The sequence below is a fragment of the Psychrobacter sp. C 20.9 genome, from assembly GCF_001921765.1.
Taxonomy (GTDB): domain Bacteria; phylum Pseudomonadota; class Gammaproteobacteria; order Pseudomonadales; family Moraxellaceae; genus Psychrobacter; species Psychrobacter piscatorii_B.
Window position 1 is genome coordinate 1 of the sequence record NZ_MRYC01000014.1, and the last position, 18,745, is coordinate 18,745.

Here is an 18,745-nt window from a genome sequence, read left to right on the forward strand (position 1 = left end):
TCTTGACGTACTTTGACGACAATACAGTCTAAATAGACAATAGGATAAACACTGCTTAACGGCCGGTTCTGCCATGCAGTGATGTCCTCTAAGATGTTGTCAGTGACTCTTGAAACCAAGCTACTTGAGATATCGACATCGTAGAGCTCTTTAATGCTCTCTACAATCTCGGTGGTGGTTTGGCCCTTGGCGTAAAGAAATATGATTTTATCATCAAGCCCTGAGATACGGGTTTGATGCTTGCACACAAGTGTAGGTTCAAAGTCACCATCACGGTCTCTTGGGGTAGATATCTCAAGATCGCCTGTGTCACTGCGGACGGTCTTTTTAGTGTGGCCATTGCGCTTGTTAGGTTTATCGGCTTTTTCATGCTTAGGATAGCCGAGATGATCTTCCATCTCGGCTTCAAGGGCAGTGTCGATAAAAGATTGCATGAGCTGCTTTTGAAAGTCTTTGATGTCATCAAAGCTGTTCATGCTGCCAGCCATTTGCTCGGCCAGTTTTTTAAGGTCAGATTGAGTAGTCATTGCTTATTCTCCTGTTAGTGGATTATAAGCAGTTACACAGAGTTTGGGAAACTCCCAGTAACAATAATAGATTAACAATCTGTCAAAAAGAATCACTACGATAATATTAAAAAAATCTACCAAAGTGATTTACGTACTACAGTTATATTGTAAATACCCCATTCTTAACACAACATCATCGTAGAATAATTAAGCCACCTGCCTGTACTCGGCAGGTGTCATATCATTAAGTGAATCATGAGGTCTTTCGTTGTTACAAAAAAAGCCCATATTAGCAAACTAATATGGGCTTTAACATCCAGTAAAGTATCTAATAAACTAGCCTAACCACTAAGCCCCTTCACCAAACTTACCACTTTGGAAGTCGGTGACGGCTTGCATGATTTCTTGCTGACTGTTCATGACAAAGGGACCGTATTGCACAATCGGTTCGCGTAGTGGGCGACCAGTGATTAAGATTACTTTGGTATCCTCACTACTATCGGCTGTGATTGTAACACAATCGGTATCTTTATCATTTTTCAAGATAGCCATATTTTTAGTCGGTACGGTTTCGCCTTCAATATCCACCGTACCACGATAGACAAAGGCAAACGCATTGTGATCGGCTGGAATCGCTTGGCTAAAGCTCGTTCCTGCTGGGAGATGGATATCCAAATAAGTCGGCTCAGTAATATCGCGGGTGACTGCACCTTCTACGCCATGCGATCTACCTGCGATTACCGTAACGTCTACGCCATCTTCAGTTGTGTATTTAGGCAAGTCCTCACTTTGGAAGTCTTTATACCAAGGGTCATTCATTTTATCTTTGGCAGGTAGATTAAGCCACAGCTGAAAGCCTTCCATCGCGCCGTCTTCTTGTTCCGGTAGCTCTGAATGGATCACACCGCTCGCCGCTGTCATCCACTGCACGCCGCCGTTTTGTAATAACCCTTCATTACCCGCGCTATCACGATGACGCATACGGCCTGTAATCATATAAGTAATGGTTTCAAAGCCGCGATGCGGGTGATTGGGGAACCCTGCGACATAATCATCTGGATTGTCACTTTTGAAGTTATCTAGCATCAAGTACGGATCGAGGCGCTGTTGCAGCTGCTGCGTGAGCACGCGAGTGAGTTTAACGCCAGCACCGTCTTGGGTATCAACCCCAGCAAAAAGCTGCTCGATTTGACGCGATTGGGTCACAGTATCTTTTTTGCTATTCGCTACAGTATTATTCATTATTCTTTCCTGATTTTTTAATATCTGTTGGTGAGCATTGATTTATTACTCTTAGCTATTTATTTGAGGCCAAGGGGATATATTTCAATAGCATTATATAGTTTATATTAATAAGTAATAACGACAATTAAATATAATTTAATAAATTGTTAGTACAAAAGGGATTACTATTAAAGAGTAGCCAATAATAAAAATCTTACTTACCTACTGAGGTTTAATTGCTAAACTGATGAGCATTAACCAATACCATGCTTAGAATAGAGAACGGATAATATGGCAGTCGATTTAACCAATACTTTAATAGTGGCTATATCAGCGACAGCATTGTTTGATTTAACGGAGTCTGAGAACCACCTTTTACAGCTACTACAGCAGCGCCCTGACGAGGCAGTAAAGGAGTTTCGCGATTATATGGCGAAGCGTGAAGATCAGCCATTAGATAGTGGTGCAGGATATCCATTAATCAAAGCGCTGCTGAATCTAAATAATTACTGTAACGACTGTCTATCAGCGGATTTAACGACCGAGTCGCCACTTGTGGAAGTCGTCATCGTCTCAAAGAGCAGTCCTGATACTGGCATTCAAGTGCTCAATGCCATTCGTGACAACGGTTTGAATATTTCACGTTCCGCCTTTGTATCCGGAAGTCCTGTCGCTCCATATATCAAAGATTTTAATGTCGATCTGTTTTTGACGACCAACCGTGAGGACGCTCAGCAAGTCGCCGATGCCAACATTTGCGCTTGTGCGATATTGGACGCTACTCCTGTCAATACCTATGAGTTAGATACGGATCAGCTACGTATTGCCTTTGATGGGGATGCAGTATTGTTTGATGATTCTGGCGAGTTACTCTATAAGCAAAAGGGGCTACGAGCTTTTCACGATCGTGAAGTAAAAATGCGTGATTTACCGATTGAAAAAGGCCCTTACGCTGAGCTATTGATCAAACTGTCAAATTTACAGGAACGTTTACCGGCTGGTTTACAGTATTCGCCAATCAAAATTGCGCTTGTGACCGCCCGTAATGCACCTGCTGATTTGCGCGCTATTAAAACGCTGCGAGAGTGGGGCGTGAATGTCGATATGGCATTTTTTTTAGGAGGGCTGGAAAAAACAGCAGTGCTTAGGACATTTGCACCGCATATATTCTTTGATGATTCAATCAAGCATATCGATGCAGCACGTCGATTTATACCTACAGCCTTGGTTCCTTATCGTTCGACGTCGTTACTGCACGGTGATAGCTATCTAACTAATGATAAAGATGCAACATTATTGTCATTCAAGCCTGCTGTGCGCCCACTATTTGTAGTAAATCATTGAGCATGTACAGATAAGCGAAATTTAAAAAATAGGATGGTATATGAATTGGCAGCAATTGCTCAACTTGATTGTGGCGCGAATAAAGCAGGTTGTTGGTTTATACGCTTTTGTACTCATACCGATGTGGGGTATGTTTTTTTTAAATGAAGTGGCGCTATTTGGACTGTGGAATATCTTTGGGATTGTACCGCGCGCGTTAGATATGGGCAGTATGATCGGAGTATTCGCCTCATGGACGATGCATGGCAATTTGTCACATCTGATTGGTAATACTGTCACGCTATTACAAATTTTGTTTTTGTTCGGATTATTTGAGAAAAATGCCTATCGCACAATTATCAAGCTGGTCATCGCTTCAGGATTGGTTACTTGGGTGATTGGGTCACCATCCTCTATTCATATCGGTGCATCAGGATTATGTTTTGCGATGTTTGGTTATATGATAGGCGGCGCTATTTTTGCTCGGCGTTGGGGTTATTTGATTGCTTGTATTGTCATGGGCACTGGCTATTGGCTAACCATTAAGCAAGGACTGATGCCGCAACAAGGAATCTCGTTTGCAGCACATTTTGGGGGATTGTGCGCAGGGTTACTGCTAGGAGCCAATTCAAAACATACTTATTCAGCCTCGGCTCAGCGTTATTAATTTAATCAAGTGAGCAATCTTTTAGCACTTTTATATAACCGCTTTTTATGCAGTTACTATATCTATAATTGTTGTCGTATCAGGTATTTTGGTCAGTACAGATGTTGATAAACAATGGATCATCTGTTGCTAGCTTATACCATGCGGTGGTTTGTTTGACATGCTCATCAATCGTGAGCTTACTACCTTTTTCTGGTATGACGTAATCTGCACGTGCAGGCGCATTGCAATCGATAACCTGTGCAATTTTTTCGACACTTCTTCGTCTTTCAAATAAGTATAAATTGACCAAATGTATATCTGGATTGTCTACTTGTACGCTAGCATTACCGATATCTGCCGCGATAAAACGTAATATTTGTGGCTTAGCATAAGACCATGGACGGAACCACTGCGTACTTTTTGCTATTTTGACAACTTCTACGCCTTCTGGCAGCTCTCGCACTTGTTGACCATACCAGCTATATTCTTGGTTTATCTGAAAGGCAAAAATACCAATCGCCGCAAACAATGGGATCAGCCATTTAGGGGCACGTTTGCCTGCCAATTTGCTGAAGTGAGTTATGATCAATGCTAGTCCAGCCATCCCAAACGCGGCAGCCATCGTGGCGATAAACTCAAAAAGCATAAAGTATTCCTTAATGGGGTATGTTTATTCAATCAAGCTGAATTAATTACATTTTATTATAAGTATAAAATAAAAAATCACTCACAAGCAGCTGCTGCCTGTGAGTGGTATATAGTAACAGAAGATATATCCTCAACTGTGAGCTTAGTGGTCGATTGCACCGCCCGCACCACGTGGAGAACGTACGCTCTCAACCAGTTCTTGAATATGCGCTGGTGGTGGAGCAGTCGCATAAGATACCGCAAATGCTACGATGAAGTTAAGTAAGGCACCAACCGCACCAAAAGATAGTGGCGAGATACCAAATAACCAGTACTCTTCAGTATCAGGGAAATTCGCAGTACCACTGATAAAGAACCAACCTTTGAAGACAAAGATATACACTAGGATAGTAATCAAGCCTGTTAACATCCCAGCAATAGCGCCTAAGTTGTTAATACGTTTAGAGAAAATACCCATCATTAGGGCAGGGAACAGGGAAGCGCCTGCAATACCGAAGGCCAATGCAACGACCTGTGCGGCAAATCCTGGTGGATTAATACCCAGATAGGTCGCTACTACGATTGCGATACCCATTGTAATACGAGCATATTTGAGCTCTTGTTTATCAGTGATGTTTGGGTTTAGGTTACGTTTGATCAAGTCATGGCTAATCGCTGAGGAAATCGCAAGTAGTAGACCCGCTGCTGTTGAGAGCGCTGCTGCCAAACCACCTGCAGCGATAAGACCAATAACCCATGATGGAAGATTGGCAATTTCTGGGTTAGCGAGTACTAAGATGTCATTGTTCACATCCAGCTCGTTACCTGCCCATCCAGCATTGGCAAAACGACCATCCATTTCTGCATCATGTGCAATGCGAGCTGTTTCTACCGCTGCGGTAGCTGCAGCAACATCGCCACCATCCGCTTCAGCGGTGTTAAGGGCTACTTGAGCGGCACCAAGTCCACTGTCGTTATACAGCTGGATACGACCATCATTGTTTAGATCGTTATACTTGATAAGTCCTGTGTCTTCCCATGTTGCCATCCAGTCTGGACGTTGATCATACTCTAAAGGTGCTTCTGCAACCCCTTGTGGATAGACTGTATCAATGAGGTTTAGACGAGCCATCGCACCTACCGCTGGCGCAGTAAAGTACAATAGCGAGATGAATACTAGTGTCCAACCCGCTGTCCAACGTGCATCGGCCACTTTAGGAACGGTGAAAAAGCGAATGATAACGTGTGGTAGGCCAGCTGTACCAATCATCAGTGATAGCGTAAATAACACCATGTTTAGCTTGTTAGGCACATCCGCCGTATAAGAGGCAAATCCTAAGTCAGTCACGACTTGGTTAAGCTTAGTTAAAATAGGAACGCCAGATTCGATATGGTTTGAGAATAGACCAAGACCAGGAATTGGGTTGCCCGTTAATTCAAGTGAGATAAATACAGCAGGAATGGTATATGCGACCATCAATACAACATATTGCGCAACCTGCGTATAAGTAATCCCTTTCATACCACCTAACACCGCATAGAAGAATACAACGACCGCCGCAATGAGCAGACCCGTTGTGTTTTCAACTTCTAAGAAGCGTGAGAATGCAACGCCAGCACCAGTCATCTGACCGATAACATAGGTAGTCGAGGCGATAATCAAACAAACCACAGCAATCATGGCTGCTGTTTTGGAATAAAAACGGTCACCAATAAAATCAGGAACCGTGAACTTACCAAATTTACGTAGGTAAGGTGCTAAAAGCATAGCAAGTAGAACGTAACCGCCTGTCCAGCCCATGAGGTAGGTGGAGGCGCCATAACCACTAGCAGCAATAAGACCTGCCATTGAAATGAATGACGCGGCACTCATCCAGTCAGCAGCGGTTGCCATACCGTTGACGACTGGATGCACTCCGCCGCCCGCAACATAAAATTCACTGGTTGAACCAGCACGTGCCCAAATCGCAATCCCAAAATAAAGCGCGAAAGATAGACCTACAAAAATAATATTAATCGCAAATTGACTCATGATCTATTCCTCGTCTACGCCATATTGTTTATCTAGTTTATTCATACGCCAAGCGTAAAAGAAAATTAGAATAATAAAGACTACGATAGAGCCTTGTTGCGCAAACCAAAATCCTAAATCAGTACCACCGATTTTGATGCCCGCTAATAATGGACGTAACAAGATAGCAAAGCCATATGAGCATAGCGCCCAAATAATTAGACTACCTGTAATCAGACGAATATTGGCGCGCCAATATCCAGATGGATCGTTATGAGCTTTCATAGGACAACTCCTTTTGTCTTACATAAAACAGGGTGAGTGGTTGGCGATAGCCATTCAATGATGATGTGTACCAATACTTTGTTAATAACACCCAATCTGATTGTAGAAGCTATTAACGGTATATAGATTAGATACAAACCAAGCGATCAAATGGCCGATCAAACCAACAGGTGGATAACGCTTGTTATATTTTTAGCACACTTGTGGTGACTAAAAACAGTAGATAGACAAACGATTACAGGTCGTACATGGTCATTATTACGCGTAAGTATGCGGCGATTGGCCAGTCAGTGCTTAACGCTATTGCCATCATCATGAAAAAAAGAGGGAGTGGTGCCGAAGAGAGACAATCCGCTGTCTTTTTTAACTCTTGTCTTCTTGACAAAAGAGAGTATGGCTCGTTCACATGGTGGTTATATCACCATGATGGTTATGGTGGAACGTCATTGGGTAATGATCCAAACGTGTACGCCATAATAGGGTTATATCGATACTATAAGCATCAATCATCTAAACCCTATTGGGAATATATACAAAATTTCAGTAATTCACAATAAGTATATTTCACAAGCTTTTTGTAACAAAATATATATGAATGCAGCTACTCAGTATCAAACAGGTAATGTTTTACCCACAGTAAATATCGGATATATGGACAGTTATACGTCAATTTTGTTAAATCAACAACCTTCATGGTGATTTAAAATGCTAAAAAATATGGCTGATTGCTAATATTTCTTATCTCAATAATGATTTTGTCCTCATATGGATTCGAGTATAACGGTAATCGGACATTGTAGGCAAATTATCACTAATATCGTATTTTTAATTGAAATAAAGGTGATATCCACTATTTAATAAAACAAAAGTTAATTATTGCGTATGGATACAAATGAATACAGTTATAAAATGGCAGCAATAAATTGAATGTATAGATTTTATGGTTCATAGAATAGGTAAAAAAAGAGATAAGCTGAACGAAATAGCCGCGCTTTAGTCAAAATACCGCCACTTATCGCTAGACTGTACTTCAGCGATGGCCTTCGTCTTTGTGCAGCGAACAATAACCATCAAGCAGTCATCATGATGTTTTTAAGACATGGCTCACTGTAGCCAACTCTCAGCAGCGATTGTGCTGATTGTAAAATCAGCTTATAGAACGGAAAACCATCTTTAATCCTGACAGCTGTGTGAAGCCGAAAGACGAGGCCAATCGTCATGCTTGGATGGATTAAATTCTATTCTCAGAGAGTTTAGAGTTATAAGTAGTAGGTCAACATAGTCTGCTTAAACGAAAAAACCGCTCTTCTCTTTATACAGAGAAGAGCGGTTTTTATTGATCTTTATGATGTAACATCATCTTTTACATGTTTGGATAGTTAGGGCCACCGCCACCTTCTGGGGTTACCCACGTGATGTTCTGTGATGGGTCCTTGATGTCACATGTTTTACAATGCACGCAGTTCTGCGCATTGATGACGAATTTGGCGCCTTCAGCATCTTTGACCACTTCATATACACCCGCTGGACAATACAAGCGTGCAGGCTCAGCATACAATGGTAAGTTGATAGAGATAGGTACCGTTGGGTCAGTGAGCTTCAAGTGCGTTGGCTGATCTTCTGCATGGTTGGTATTAGAGATGAATACCGACGACAATTTATCAAACACCAACTTACCATCAGGCTTGAGATAGGTCGGTTGATAAGCATGGTTAGCACGCTCTAACTGATCGTAATCTGGTACATTATCATGCAAGGTCAGTGGCATTTTACCTTTTAATAAGTTGTGCTCGATAAAGGTGAAAGCGCCGCCCATGAACAGACCCATACGGTGAATCGCAGGTGAGAAGTTGCGTGACTCATAGTTATCTTGATACAACCAAGACTCTTTGTACATTGTGCTATAAGCCACTACTTCGTCATGCTGACGCTCTGCCTGTAGCGCCTCAAAGATCGCTTCGGCGGCGAGCATGCCTGACTTCATCGAGGTATGGGTGCCTTTGATTTTTGCGGGGTTCAAGAAACCAGCATCATCACCCACCAACACACCGCCTGGGAATGTGAATTTTGGTAATGAGTTAAGCCCGCCTTTAGTCAACGCTCGGGCACCATAAGAAATACGCTTACCACCTTCTAAAACACGCTTGATAACAGGATGGGTCTTCAAGCGCTGCATCTCATCAAATGGCGACATGTAAGGGTTGTGATAAGACAGATCCGCCACTAAGCCAAAGCTCACTTGGTTGTTTTCATCGAAGTACAACCACCATCCGCCAGTTGAGCCGGTTTCGGTCAACGGCCAACCAAGACCGTGCATGACCACGCCTTGCTCATGCTTATCAGGCTCGACTTCCCACAGCTCTTTTAGACCGATACCATAATGCTGAGGATCAGAGTCTTTATCTAGATCAAAACGGCTAATTAAGCGCTTACCCAAGTGACCACGGCTGCCTTCGGCAAAAATAGTGTATTTGGCCAGCAGCTCATAGCCAGGCTCAAAGCTAGGCTTGGCTTCGCCGTTGGCAGCCACACCCATATCACCAGTCAAAATCCCTTTTACCGAACCATCGTCATTGTATAAGATGTCATCGGCAGGGAATCCTGGGAACATCATCACTTCAAGCTCTTCTGCCTGTACAGCCAACCAACGAACCACATTGCCTAATGAGACAATGTAGTTACCGTCATTATGCATTGGGCCTGGAATCAATGAGTGCGGTACTTGAGTTGAACGTGTGGCAGAGTTTAAATAATAAAACCGATCTTCCGTCGCTGGTACGTTAAGCGGTGCGCCTTTGTCTTTCCAGTCTGGAATCAGCTCATTCAAGGCACGTGGTTCGATGACTGCACCTGATAAGGTATGGGCACCAAACTCGGAGCCTTTTTCGACCACACACACCATAAATTCATCGTTACCGGCTTCAATAGCGAGCTGACGTAAACGAATAGCAGCAGAGAGACCTGCAGGACCGCCGCCCACGATAATGACATCAAATTCCATTGATTCACGTTCGATCTCAGGTTCTGCTGCCACAGGCTCTACCACTGGTTCTACTTTATCTAGTGTTGCGGTCTCTGTTGCTACTGGTGCGTCAGCGTTCACAGTATTACTATCAATAACTGGCGTTTGATTGTCTTGCTCTTGCATACCTACTCCTAAACTTTTAGTGGCTTATCTCAGGGCATCATTAGCTTAACAACTGAATAATAGACTTGCGGTGCTAACGTCACTCAGACATATGGCTGCCCGATAAAAATGTGTCATCAATACAAAACCCACTTGACCATTTCAATAAAAAATCGTTACTCATTATAAAAGAAAAGTCCTACAAACACGATACGCATTTATGAGCAACGGTGTTAAGGTTATATCAAGGCAATGAAGGTATTTGGGCGATAAAGTTTCATCATACCTGAAACAAAAATTTATAGTAATAATAGATTTGCCAAACTTTGAATACTAAATAAAGGATTGAGCGATGAATAATGACAATAATCATGCTAATAGCAATCGTGAAAATAACGTAGAAGCTCCAGTTGGCAAGGGCTCTGGTTTGAATAACATGGATGCGCTAAGTCACTATCTTAAGTCTACAGCTGGGGCACGTGAAGGGCGCGCAATACCGCCACTCGAAAAATGGCATCCTGAAGATATCGCTGATATGGACTTAATTATCAAAGCAAATGGGGAATGGTGGCATGAGGGTGGGAAAATGACCAGACAGTCACTCGTCAATCTCTTTGCAACTATTTTGTGGAAAGAAGAGAACGACGGTGTAAACGAATATTTTTTGAAAACTCCTGTGCAAAAAATTCGTATTCAAGTAGAAGATGTGCCATTGCTGATCAATGATGTCGGTATCGTAAAAGAAAATGAGGTGAGCTGGTTGGAGTTTGTGACCACCACCGGTGACGTGGTGCGCTTGGATAATGAGCATCCTATTATATTAAAAGCATATCAGCCTGATAATGCCGCAGACCGTATAGATGAGTCGCAAGTACGCCCTTATATGCCAGTAAGAAATGGTCTGAACGCGCTGATTGGACGAAATACCTTTTATCATTTGACGGAGATTGGTGAACTAACAGAGCATGATGGTAAGACGATGTTGACCTTACAAAGCGGTGGGAAGTCTTACTCTATGACTATGCCAGACCATTAAACGTTAATACATCAACAGCAGCATTTATAGATTATGACAATAAAATCCATTTCATCAGTGGAGATGTCATAATACAAGAAACGCAGATATCTCTGATTGAGTAGAAATCAGAGATAATATAGAGATGATGATATGTATCTAAAAATGGCGGTGAAGTAACGATGGCGAGTGCTGCAAATCAGATGACAACAAGTCAGGCAAATATAGAACACACAAATATTTTGGATAGTCATGTGCTGTCAAACACTTCTATTAACAATGCTGGCATGAATGCAATGATTATCGATGCAATCAGCATTGATGATGCCCAACGTGCTCCGATAGGACTATTCGATTCGGGGATTGGCGGCTTATCGGTTTATTTGCATTTAGCCCAGCAACTACCTAATGAGCGCTATATATATTACGCTGATACCTTAAATGTCCCTTATGGCAACCGCGAGAGCGATGATATCGAGTCGCTCACGCTAAAAGCCGTTGAATGGCTGCATAAGCAAGGCTGTAAGCTGATTGTGATCGCTTGTAATAGCGCATCAGCTTATGCCCTAGATACAGCAAGAAAATGTTATCCGCAATTACCTATCGTGGGTTTGGTACCTGCTTTAAAGCCTGCTGTATTGGCAAGTAAAAGTGGACATGTGGCGGTATTGGCTACCAAAGCCACTTTAAATGGGTCATTACTCAATGATGTCATTGCCAGTTTTGCCAATCCTAATAGCACAGTGGTTACCAAGTATTTTGATCCACAACTGGTGCCTTGGGTAGAGGCTGGCATGCCAGTTGAGGATGAGACGGCTCGGCGTCTACGCCAACAGCTACGGGCATTTGCTAACGAGGGTATTGACCAGCTAGTGCTCGGCTGTACACATTATCCATTTTTTAAATCGTTTTTATTAGAAGAAATTGCGCAGCAGCAGTTGGCCATACAGGTGGTTGACTCTGGGCAAGCCATCGCTGAGCGAGTCAAGCAGCTATTGATCGCAAATCAGATGTCAGCCACTCTTTATAATGAGACAAGTACTCAGAATTTGAGTGCGATTAATAAGACAAATGTTGATATCAGACTGCCATTAACTTTCCATGCTACCAAATATAGTGATAGACTAAGCGCTTTGATTGAGCGTTTACTTGGTCAAGAGACTATACTGCAATACTATTCTGAGTAATGGTTAGCAAAGATATTTATGCAAAAACCTTTATTGCAGCATGGATGTGGTTAAAATACGTCGAATGTATTTTTGCAAGACTGTGCGAGTTGATACAAAACAAGATATTTTTGCTCTATTTCGTTTTATTTTCTTTTATGCCGCAACCTAAGCTCAGAGGTAATCGTGCCACATCGCCGCTATCATATTCATGTTATATGTGCTGACAACGATCAATTATTGGTGTTGGACAGCGTAGCGATATTTTTTCAAGTACGGGCGTTTTTGACTTATGACGTGTCTAGCAAGCTGCCAAAAGCTTCGCTATATGGTCGACAATGTATTGATTCTTGTGATTATGCATTGATGATCATTGGAGACAGTTACGGAGCCGTACAAAAGACAGGCGTGAGCCAAATGCATTTGAGTTACCTGAATGCCAAAGCTAAAGCCAAGCCCCTACTGATTTTCATCAAAAATCACTACCAAGAGACGGGTGTCAGTCGCCAATTACAAGAACTGATTAAACTCGTCTCTAGGCAAGACAATCAGATTTATTACTATGATACAGAGGACGATATCGAAGCGTTACTCGTACAAGCCTACTACAGCGCAGTAGCCAGTCATAAAGTGAGAGGTGGCTGGGTGAGAGCGACTGAGGAGATGATTAAATTTAGTCGACAAACGGTCGCCGAAAGACTTGCTGATCTCTTATCTAAGAATAAAAATACCAACACCAATACCAATACCAATACTAATACTAATACTAATACTAATACTAATACTAATACTAATACTAATACTAATACTAATACTAATACCAAGAAAGAACGTTCTGTTGATGAGAGTTTTGCGGCTGACAATGTTAGCAAACCAATTGTATTGACACAAACGTTTGATGTGCAATATAGTGCTCAAGCTTATGAAGGTGGTAACTTGAAGGATGTTACCAGAGAAGTAATATTATCTTGGCAAGAAGTATTAATCACCTTAATGAAAATACCGTCTACATTTTCGAGCTACGGGCTACAAAATGCCATTAATCGTCTGATCTCCCCAAAAGCTGAGATAGATATCAAAAACGATATGCCAAACGTTCACGCTGTCTCACGCTGCCAAATCTCTCAAGATGATCTCAATAACCTACAACGTCAGCTAGTAAGCGCCAACTGGATACAATTGACGACCTACGGTACACGTTTGTCACAAGAGCTTTGGAAGCTTACTTTTTATGCAAAAAACCTACTAGAAAATGAAGATTCTCAAACGTCTGAATAAGATCCATCCTCATGACTGCTACCCTTTAATATCATCAAAAATTCTCTGCAGAAATGCTCACGGTGACCATGGCTACGTTTTGTAATACAAAGCATACGCGGCAATGGTTGTGAATCGACTCAAGACTCGTGATAATAAGAACCATCAGATACTGATCTTATTTATATTAAAACTGGTATTAAAATTAAAAATGCATAAAACGTACTACAATATTGACCGATTAAGGAGAGCACACAATGAGTAACGCTAAAAATGACGAGTTATTAAGAGAGCTTGATGGTCTAGAGAAAAATATGCATGACGCTGATCAATTTCATACACTAGAAGAACAAGTGGCAGATATGAAACGTCGCGGCATCGACCCTAGCCAAGCTTACAAGGATTTGGATAGAAAAGCAGAAGATGAAGACTGGGGTGATGCGACTTGGAAAGAAAATGGCAAGTGGGAGCCAAAAACGGCTGCTGATCTAGACGATAACGCTCGTGAAAACTGGGACGGTGACAACGGTAAGCCAAATCCGCCACCTATTGTATAAGCACTTTTTGGACACGGTTATCATAGATACACAATGTCCATAAATATAAGACCTAAAAAAGCCACGCTATGAGTAGCGTGGCTTTTTTATGAATAAAATTATAGAGACTTTATCCTATCACGAGCCTTCGTCAATGCGAACTAGCTTGATCGTACCATCGGCACTAGCAACACGGCGATAGCGCGTATTAGTAGAAGTTGAAGGACTTATCGATGGTTGAGAAGAATAGCTATTAGGCGTAGTGGTCTGCTGCTCAATTAGCTGCCCCATACGATCAGCAGGCGCAGGGTTCAAAGGTCGGCTATTTGCTGGCTGACCGTACTGCCCTTGACTTGGTGCTGCATTACCAACGATAGCACGATAGAACTTTTGGCCTGCGCGTCCATCTGCTGGGAAAATGCCACGACTGGTCTGATATTGCTGGATAGCCGTGCGCGTGTTGTCCCCAATGATGCCATCAACACTACCAATATCATAGCCTGCATTTATTAAGGCTTGCTGAATATCTTTTGCTTGTTGACGACTGATACCAGGATCGTCTGTTGGCCAAGCGGTGATAAAGTCTGTTTTGCTACTGTCTTCGCGAGTAATCAAATCTGATAAATGGGCGATCGCCAAGGCATAGTTTTCTGAAGCATTATACGAGTAGAACGTATCAAAGTTTTTACCGACCAAAAACGCAGGACCATCGACACCAGCTGGTAGCAATAAACCCGCACGACTCAAGTCATAAGGCAGCGGACTGCCGTTAGCCAGCGTTAGACCTTGATTGCGCCAATGGCTGATAGATTTTTTGTCTTTACGGTTGGAAGCCGCCCAAAATCCATCAGGTAGTTTGACTTCATAACCCCAAGGCTCACCCGTGCGATAACCACGTTTGTCCAAGAAATTTGCAGTAGAGGCGAGCGCATCAGGCACACTATTTACGAGGTCACGACGTCCATCACCATCACCGTCCACTGCCAACTCCAAAAAGGTACTAGGCATAAACTGCGTTTGTCCAAATGCACCTGCCCACGATCCCGTCATGTCATTAGGTGCGATATCGCCATTTTGTACGATTTTTAGGGCATTGGCATACTCACCTTGAAAGTAGCTTTGACGACGATCAAAACAAGACAACGTCGCCAAAGATTCAAACAATGGCTTTTTGCCCAGCGTCTGACCAAAGTTAGACTCTACGCCCCACACGCCAAGCACATGCTCCGCTTTTACGCCATAGCGCGATTCGATTTGGCGCAGCGTGTCACGCCACTGGCGCTTGGCACGGATACCATCTTCGACACGCTCTTTGTCTACTAGCGCGGATAGATAATCCCAGACATCTTTTTGAAACTCTGGCTGATAGTTGAGTGACTGAATGACACTAGGATCAGGCTGGCTTGGACGATAGTTGTTAAAGGTATAGCTACTGACACCGCGAAACTTGCTCGAATTTTTTAGGCCATCCAAGCATTGCTGAAATTCACTATTGGACAGATCTGGAGCGGGCGGCTGAGCTGCTTGGGCAGTGCTCGCAAGGCTAATGCCAACTGCAACACTAAGCAATGACAAGGTAGAAAAAGGAGTCAAACGCATGAAAATATCCTATAAACATCAAAGTGATTATTGAGAGAAAAAAGCAAAAGGTAAAAAACGATATTAACGTAGAGTAACCAATCTAAACAGTAAAGAAAAGGTATCGCAGCACTCAGTTACTATAAGCTGACGTTCGCGTGAGGTTGGGAGAGTATTTTGTTGAGCTAAAAGTTCAAAGTGTCAGACAGCATTTAAATTTCAGAGATTTTTTAGCAAATAGAACCTATCTACTTAGCTAGCAAATTATCCAACTCTTTAATAAAGCCATGAATCCGCGCCGCATTTTTACCCAAATCGCTACCACCAATCCGCGACTTACTACGTATATCGACTAAACGTTCATTCTCGCTATCCGTGACAAGTACGACGATATCGTCTTTAAAACCGAAACAAGCAGTGGTGTCCGTCGCTTCTATAATGTCTTTATCTGCATCAATATTGACCAGCTTCCAGCCCAAGTTCTCAATGGCTTGTGTGCTTGCCGCAACCAATTCAGGTTGCGTTTGGTCATAGCGTAATGTCTTTAATTCAGGATAACCGATACGCTGTTGCTCTGCGGTCTCGATACCATCGTAAGCGACTGGATTGGGTGCATCAGCGCGTAGTAGGGCAATCGCCACAAATGCAGGTGGGTTCATCAAGTCGGTAGAAATATCATGGATGGGCGGTACGTTTTTGGCGGTATTCATCATGCTTAAAGGGATAGCAATGGCAGTGATGGCAAGCACTGCCGAGATTAACGCGCTACCAATACTCGCCGTGTTTCGTTTAAACAATAGCTGTATGGTTAATAGTATTAATGCCGCAATACCAGTAAATACCCCAAATTTAAACCCTGTAAACGCATTCGCTAAACCGATCATGCCAAATTGATAGAGTGGCCCTGCGAGCACGACCAGTAAGACAGCAATCAAACTTATCAGACCAACGAATATTTTCATTGCGCTTCTTCTTTGTGATTGAGTACTAACTCATTGCTGCGCAAACCAATTCTTTGTTGCTTATTTCAATAGCCAAATATGCTCTGTGACTTTTAGATTAGGTGCAGACCCTATAGAAGAAGGTTCGCTTGCTAGCTTACAGATCTGATAGTGACTGCCATAATACTGCTGCACTTGCTCATGATTGATAGAGAACGGCGGCCCATCTTTTTTGTTTTGATCATATTCTAGCGTGATCAATAGTTGCGGCGCGGCCTTATTATTATAGCTATCAATATGCTCAATTTTATCAACATTACCACTAAGCTGTCGTATCTGTTTGCTATAGTCGGGACGCATATCAGCTGGCAGAGCAATCAAAGCTGCTTTATCATATATCGCATCGATAGTACCTAAATCTGTAGAGGTCAAGGCAAAGATATCAGCGGCCCAGAGTGTAATAGTTCGCTGCTCATCACCATCTACCAGCTGACCTTGGTAGCATTTAATATCTGGATTTTCTACATGCTGAGAGACAATAGGTTGGATATTTTGTTCAGCAAAGAATTCTTGTACGGCTGTCTCGACCAACTCAACGCCCACCACATCATACCCTTGTGCCGCGAGCCAAACCATATCGATAGATTTGCCGCAAAGAGGAACAAAGATACGGCTACCGACTGCTAAATCTAAGTGATCAATATACTCAGTTAATAATGGATTAACAGCTGACTGATTAAAACCAATGCGCTTTTCTTGCCAGCGTTTGTGCCAAAATTCGGGATTCATAATTTACGCCTATCTATAGGTATTTGTTGATATCTTTATAATAACGTCTTATTTGAAAATGCTGAACACAATAAAAAGCCAAACACCTATTTTATAAGCATTTGGCTAATATCGAGTATCATGCTAATGATCTTTTGAATGAATAATATACTATTCACACTAGCGTTTAGCTTACCATATATTGACTAAATTCTTTACGCAGTTTGGCAAGCTTGGGCGGTATGGCAAAGTTGCAATACGCTTGTCCTGGATTTCTGTTAAAGAAGTCTTGATGCGCCTCTTCCGCTTGATAAAACTCAACAGCCGGGTGTACTTCTGTGACAACATTGATGCCCATATCACGCAGCTTATTAATGGTACGATCAACCGTTGGTTTTTGATCTTCTTCGGTATAAAAGACCACGCTGCGATACTGACTACCAACGTCATTGCCTTGACGATCCATCGTGGTGGGATCATGGGTGGCAAAGAATACATCGAGGATCACTTCTAACGGTACGACAGAGTCATCAAACTCGACTTTGATGACTTCGACGTGTCCAGTATCACCACCGCATACGGCTTCATAATTGGCTGATACTGCATCGCCGCCCATGTAGCCAGATACGACAGACTGCACGCCTTTTACGGATAAAAAGACAGACTCGGTGCACCAAAAGCAGCCACCGCCTAATACGATTGTTTGCATAATTTTTCCTATTTTTATAAATATAGAGGTTAAGCCAATAGCGATCTGCCTGACTGTTTTTTATTGGGCACACGCTATTTAGCATTGTCATTTAGCTTAGCAGGCCATCTGGTGGCGATAAGTAACAAACAGTAATGTTATAATGGGCTTTTGCTACGTGTGGTATGACCGCAGCGCTGATAAAAACGGTGCGGTTTGCCCATCATTTTATTTGAATAATGAGTGTGACCATGAGCCAGCCAACGCCCGATACTGCCCCAGCCATCCAGCATGATACGCTATTTACCACACCGCTGGACAAAGCGGCGCGTTTTTCTTTTGATGAGCAAGTGGTGGCGTGTTTCCCTGATATGATTCGCCGTAGTGTCCCAGGTTACGGTCAGGTATTGGCGATGCTCCCTATCTTTGCGCGTCGCCATTGCAAGTATCGCCAGCAAAAGGGCAGCGGTCAGCGCGTGAGCCGCGTGTATGATTTGGGCTGTTCATTGGGTGCAGCCAGTATGACGCTGGCGGGCGAGTTTGACCCGCAAGATTTGCAGATCAAAGCCATTGATATTTCGCCTGCGATGACGACTGAAGCCACGACGTTATTGAGTGACAACTATCCTGAGCATGATATCGAAGTCATTACTGCAGATATTCGTGACGTTGAGCTTGAGCCATGCGACATGGTTATTTTAAATTTAACGCTACAGTTTTTGCCAGCAGCCGATAGAGTCGCAGTATTAGAGAAGATTTATGCGGCCTTGAGCGAAGGCGGCATACTGGTATTAACCGAAAAAACCCATGCCTTGGATGAGCAATACGATGCGTGGTTGGTTGAGCGTTATTATGACTTTAAGCGCGCCAATGGCTATACCGAGATGGAAATCAGTGGTAAGCGTAATGCGCTAGAAAACGTGCTAATTACCGATACGCTAGATGAGCATCATGCACGGTTAGATCACGTTGGCTTTAAGCGTCATCTGACGTGGTTTCAGTTTTTAAACTTTGTCTCTATTGTGGCGTTTAAATAATCCT

General features: G+C 42.8%; 17 protein-coding genes. 7 read left to right on the top strand and 10 right to left on the bottom strand.

Features of this window, described 5'->3' with window-relative positions:
* Both BTW00_RS09995 and BTW00_RS10000 read right to left on the bottom strand, forming a co-directional pair.
* On the bottom strand, positions 1 to 527 hold a 527-nt coding region (locus BTW00_RS09995; RefSeq protein ID WP_178379287.1), incomplete at its 3' end, for a transposase.
* A gap of 330 nt (positions 528 to 857) precedes the next feature.
* Positions 858 to 1,751, bottom strand: coding sequence for a pirin family protein (locus tag BTW00_RS10000; RefSeq protein WP_075107293.1), 894 nt, complete (start codon positions 1,749 to 1,751; stop codon positions 858 to 860).
* Between the two features lie 273 nt (positions 1,752 to 2,024).
* Between BTW00_RS10000 and BTW00_RS10005 the strand changes: the two genes are divergently transcribed.
* Both BTW00_RS10005 and BTW00_RS10010 read left to right on the top strand, forming a co-directional pair.
* On the top strand, positions 2,025 to 3,077 hold the full coding sequence (locus tag BTW00_RS10005; protein WP_075107294.1) for a 5'-nucleotidase: 1,053 nt from the start codon (positions 2,025 to 2,027) through the stop codon (positions 3,075 to 3,077).
* 40 nt (positions 3,078 to 3,117) lie between these two features.
* Positions 3,118 to 3,723: a rhomboid family intramembrane serine protease gene (locus BTW00_RS10010; RefSeq protein WP_075107295.1), complete on the top strand. Its 606-nt coding sequence runs from the start codon at positions 3,118 to 3,120 to the stop codon at positions 3,721 to 3,723.
* Between the two features lie 79 nt (positions 3,724 to 3,802).
* Here the strand turns inward: BTW00_RS10010 and BTW00_RS10015 are convergent, their stop codons facing one another.
* The 4 genes from BTW00_RS10015 to BTW00_RS10035 all read right to left on the bottom strand — a co-directional run bounded on the left by BTW00_RS10015 (position 3,803) and on the right by BTW00_RS10035 (position 9,629).
* The gene (locus BTW00_RS10015) at positions 3,803 to 4,351 is read right to left on the bottom strand and encodes a hypothetical protein (protein ID WP_075107296.1); all 549 of its coding nucleotides are present in this window, start codon (positions 4,349 to 4,351) and stop codon (positions 3,803 to 3,805) included.
* Positions 4,352 to 4,495: 144 nt separating this feature from the next.
* Positions 4,496 to 6,364, bottom strand: coding sequence for a sodium:solute symporter family protein (locus BTW00_RS10020; RefSeq protein ID WP_075107297.1), 1,869 nt, complete (start codon positions 6,362 to 6,364; stop codon positions 4,496 to 4,498).
* Positions 6,365 to 6,367: 3 nt separating this feature from the next.
* Positions 6,368 to 6,628 carry a DUF4212 domain-containing protein gene (locus tag BTW00_RS10025; RefSeq protein ID WP_058024780.1) on the bottom strand — a complete coding sequence of 87 codons (261 nt, stop codon included), beginning with the start codon at positions 6,626 to 6,628 and terminating at the stop codon, positions 6,368 to 6,370.
* Between the two features lie 1,363 nt (positions 6,629 to 7,991).
* Complete coding sequence (locus tag BTW00_RS10035; protein ID WP_075107348.1) at positions 7,992 to 9,629, bottom strand: electron transfer flavoprotein-ubiquinone oxidoreductase; 1,638 nt, start codon at positions 9,627 to 9,629, stop codon at positions 7,992 to 7,994.
* A gap of 478 nt (positions 9,630 to 10,107) precedes the next feature.
* On the opposite strand from BTW00_RS10035, the gene BTW00_RS10040 reads away from it, so the two are divergent.
* The 4 genes from BTW00_RS10040 (at position 10,108) to BTW00_RS10055 (ending at position 13,750) form a co-directional block, all read left to right on the top strand.
* A complete protein-coding gene (locus tag BTW00_RS10040) occupies positions 10,108 to 10,791 on the top strand; it encodes a DUF1285 domain-containing protein (RefSeq protein WP_075107299.1) in 684 nt (227 codons plus the stop codon).
* Between the two features lie 275 nt (positions 10,792 to 11,066).
* On the top strand, positions 11,067 to 11,957 hold the full coding sequence (gene murI / locus BTW00_RS10045; protein ID WP_371915069.1) for a glutamate racemase: 891 nt from the start codon (positions 11,067 to 11,069) through the stop codon (positions 11,955 to 11,957).
* Positions 11,958 to 12,122: 165 nt separating this feature from the next.
* Complete coding sequence (locus BTW00_RS13930) at positions 12,123 to 13,214, top strand: DUF4062 domain-containing protein (RefSeq protein WP_075107300.1); 1,092 nt, start codon at positions 12,123 to 12,125, stop codon at positions 13,212 to 13,214.
* Positions 13,215 to 13,450: 236 nt separating this feature from the next.
* Positions 13,451 to 13,750: a hypothetical protein gene (locus BTW00_RS10055; RefSeq protein ID WP_058024783.1), complete on the top strand. Its 300-nt coding sequence runs from the start codon at positions 13,451 to 13,453 to the stop codon at positions 13,748 to 13,750.
* A gap of 117 nt (positions 13,751 to 13,867) precedes the next feature.
* On the opposite strand, the gene BTW00_RS10060 is transcribed toward BTW00_RS10055, so the two are convergent.
* The 4 genes from BTW00_RS10060 to msrA all read right to left on the bottom strand — a co-directional run bounded on the left by BTW00_RS10060 (position 13,868) and on the right by msrA (position 17,725).
* Positions 13,868 to 15,328, bottom strand: a complete 1,461-nt coding sequence (locus BTW00_RS10060; protein WP_075107301.1) for a lytic murein transglycosylase — start codon at positions 15,326 to 15,328, stop codon at positions 13,868 to 13,870.
* Between the two features lie 227 nt (positions 15,329 to 15,555).
* Positions 15,556 to 16,269: a DUF1499 domain-containing protein gene (locus BTW00_RS10065; protein WP_075107302.1), complete on the bottom strand. Its 714-nt coding sequence runs from the start codon at positions 16,267 to 16,269 to the stop codon at positions 15,556 to 15,558.
* A 60-nt stretch (positions 16,270 to 16,329) separates the two neighbouring features.
* A complete protein-coding gene (tmpT, locus tag BTW00_RS10070) occupies positions 16,330 to 17,037 on the bottom strand; it encodes a thiopurine S-methyltransferase (RefSeq protein ID WP_075107303.1) in 708 nt (235 codons plus the stop codon).
* A 166-nt stretch (positions 17,038 to 17,203) separates the two neighbouring features.
* A complete protein-coding gene (gene msrA, locus BTW00_RS10075; protein ID WP_075107304.1) occupies positions 17,204 to 17,725 on the bottom strand; it encodes a peptide-methionine (S)-S-oxide reductase MsrA in 522 nt (173 codons plus the stop codon).
* A 230-nt stretch (positions 17,726 to 17,955) separates the two neighbouring features.
* On the opposite strand from msrA, the gene cmoA reads away from it, so the two are divergent.
* Positions 17,956 to 18,741, top strand: coding sequence for a carboxy-S-adenosyl-L-methionine synthase CmoA (gene cmoA / locus BTW00_RS10080; RefSeq protein WP_075107305.1), 786 nt, complete (start codon positions 17,956 to 17,958; stop codon positions 18,739 to 18,741).
* Positions 18,742 to 18,745: the final 4 nt, after the last annotated feature.

Coding starts and splice junctions, on each gene's coding strand:
- BTW00_RS10000 (WP_075107293.1), bottom strand. CDS start 1,751: ATGAATAATACTGTAGCGAATAGCAAAAAAGATACTGTGACCCAATCG.
- BTW00_RS10005 (WP_075107294.1), top strand. CDS start 2,025: ATGGCAGTCGATTTAACCAATACTTTAATAGTGGCTATATCAGCGACA.
- BTW00_RS10010 (WP_075107295.1), top strand. CDS start 3,118: ATGAATTGGCAGCAATTGCTCAACTTGATTGTGGCGCGAATAAAGCAG.
- BTW00_RS10015 (WP_075107296.1), bottom strand. CDS start 4,351: ATGCTTTTTGAGTTTATCGCCACGATGGCTGCCGCGTTTGGGATGGCT.
- BTW00_RS10020 (WP_075107297.1), bottom strand. CDS start 6,364: ATGAGTCAATTTGCGATTAATATTATTTTTGTAGGTCTATCTTTCGCG.
- BTW00_RS10025 (WP_058024780.1), bottom strand. CDS start 6,628: ATGAAAGCTCATAACGATCCATCTGGATATTGGCGCGCCAATATTCGT.
- BTW00_RS10035 (WP_075107348.1), bottom strand. CDS start 9,629: ATGGAATTTGATGTCATTATCGTGGGCGGCGGTCCTGCAGGTCTCTCT.
- BTW00_RS10040 (WP_075107299.1), top strand. CDS start 10,108: ATGAATAATGACAATAATCATGCTAATAGCAATCGTGAAAATAACGTA.
- murI (WP_371915069.1), top strand. CDS start 11,067: ATGATTATCGATGCAATCAGCATTGATGATGCCCAACGTGCTCCGATA.
- BTW00_RS10055 (WP_058024783.1), top strand. CDS start 13,451: ATGAGTAACGCTAAAAATGACGAGTTATTAAGAGAGCTTGATGGTCTA.
- BTW00_RS10060 (WP_075107301.1), bottom strand. CDS start 15,328: ATGCGTTTGACTCCTTTTTCTACCTTGTCATTGCTTAGTGTTGCAGTT.
- BTW00_RS10065 (WP_075107302.1), bottom strand. CDS start 16,269: ATGAAAATATTCGTTGGTCTGATAAGTTTGATTGCTGTCTTACTGGTC.
- tmpT (WP_075107303.1), bottom strand. CDS start 17,037: ATGAATCCCGAATTTTGGCACAAACGCTGGCAAGAAAAGCGCATTGGT.
- msrA (WP_075107304.1), bottom strand. CDS start 17,725: ATGCAAACAATCGTATTAGGCGGTGGCTGCTTTTGGTGCACCGAGTCT.
- cmoA (WP_075107305.1), top strand. CDS start 17,956: ATGAGCCAGCCAACGCCCGATACTGCCCCAGCCATCCAGCATGATACG.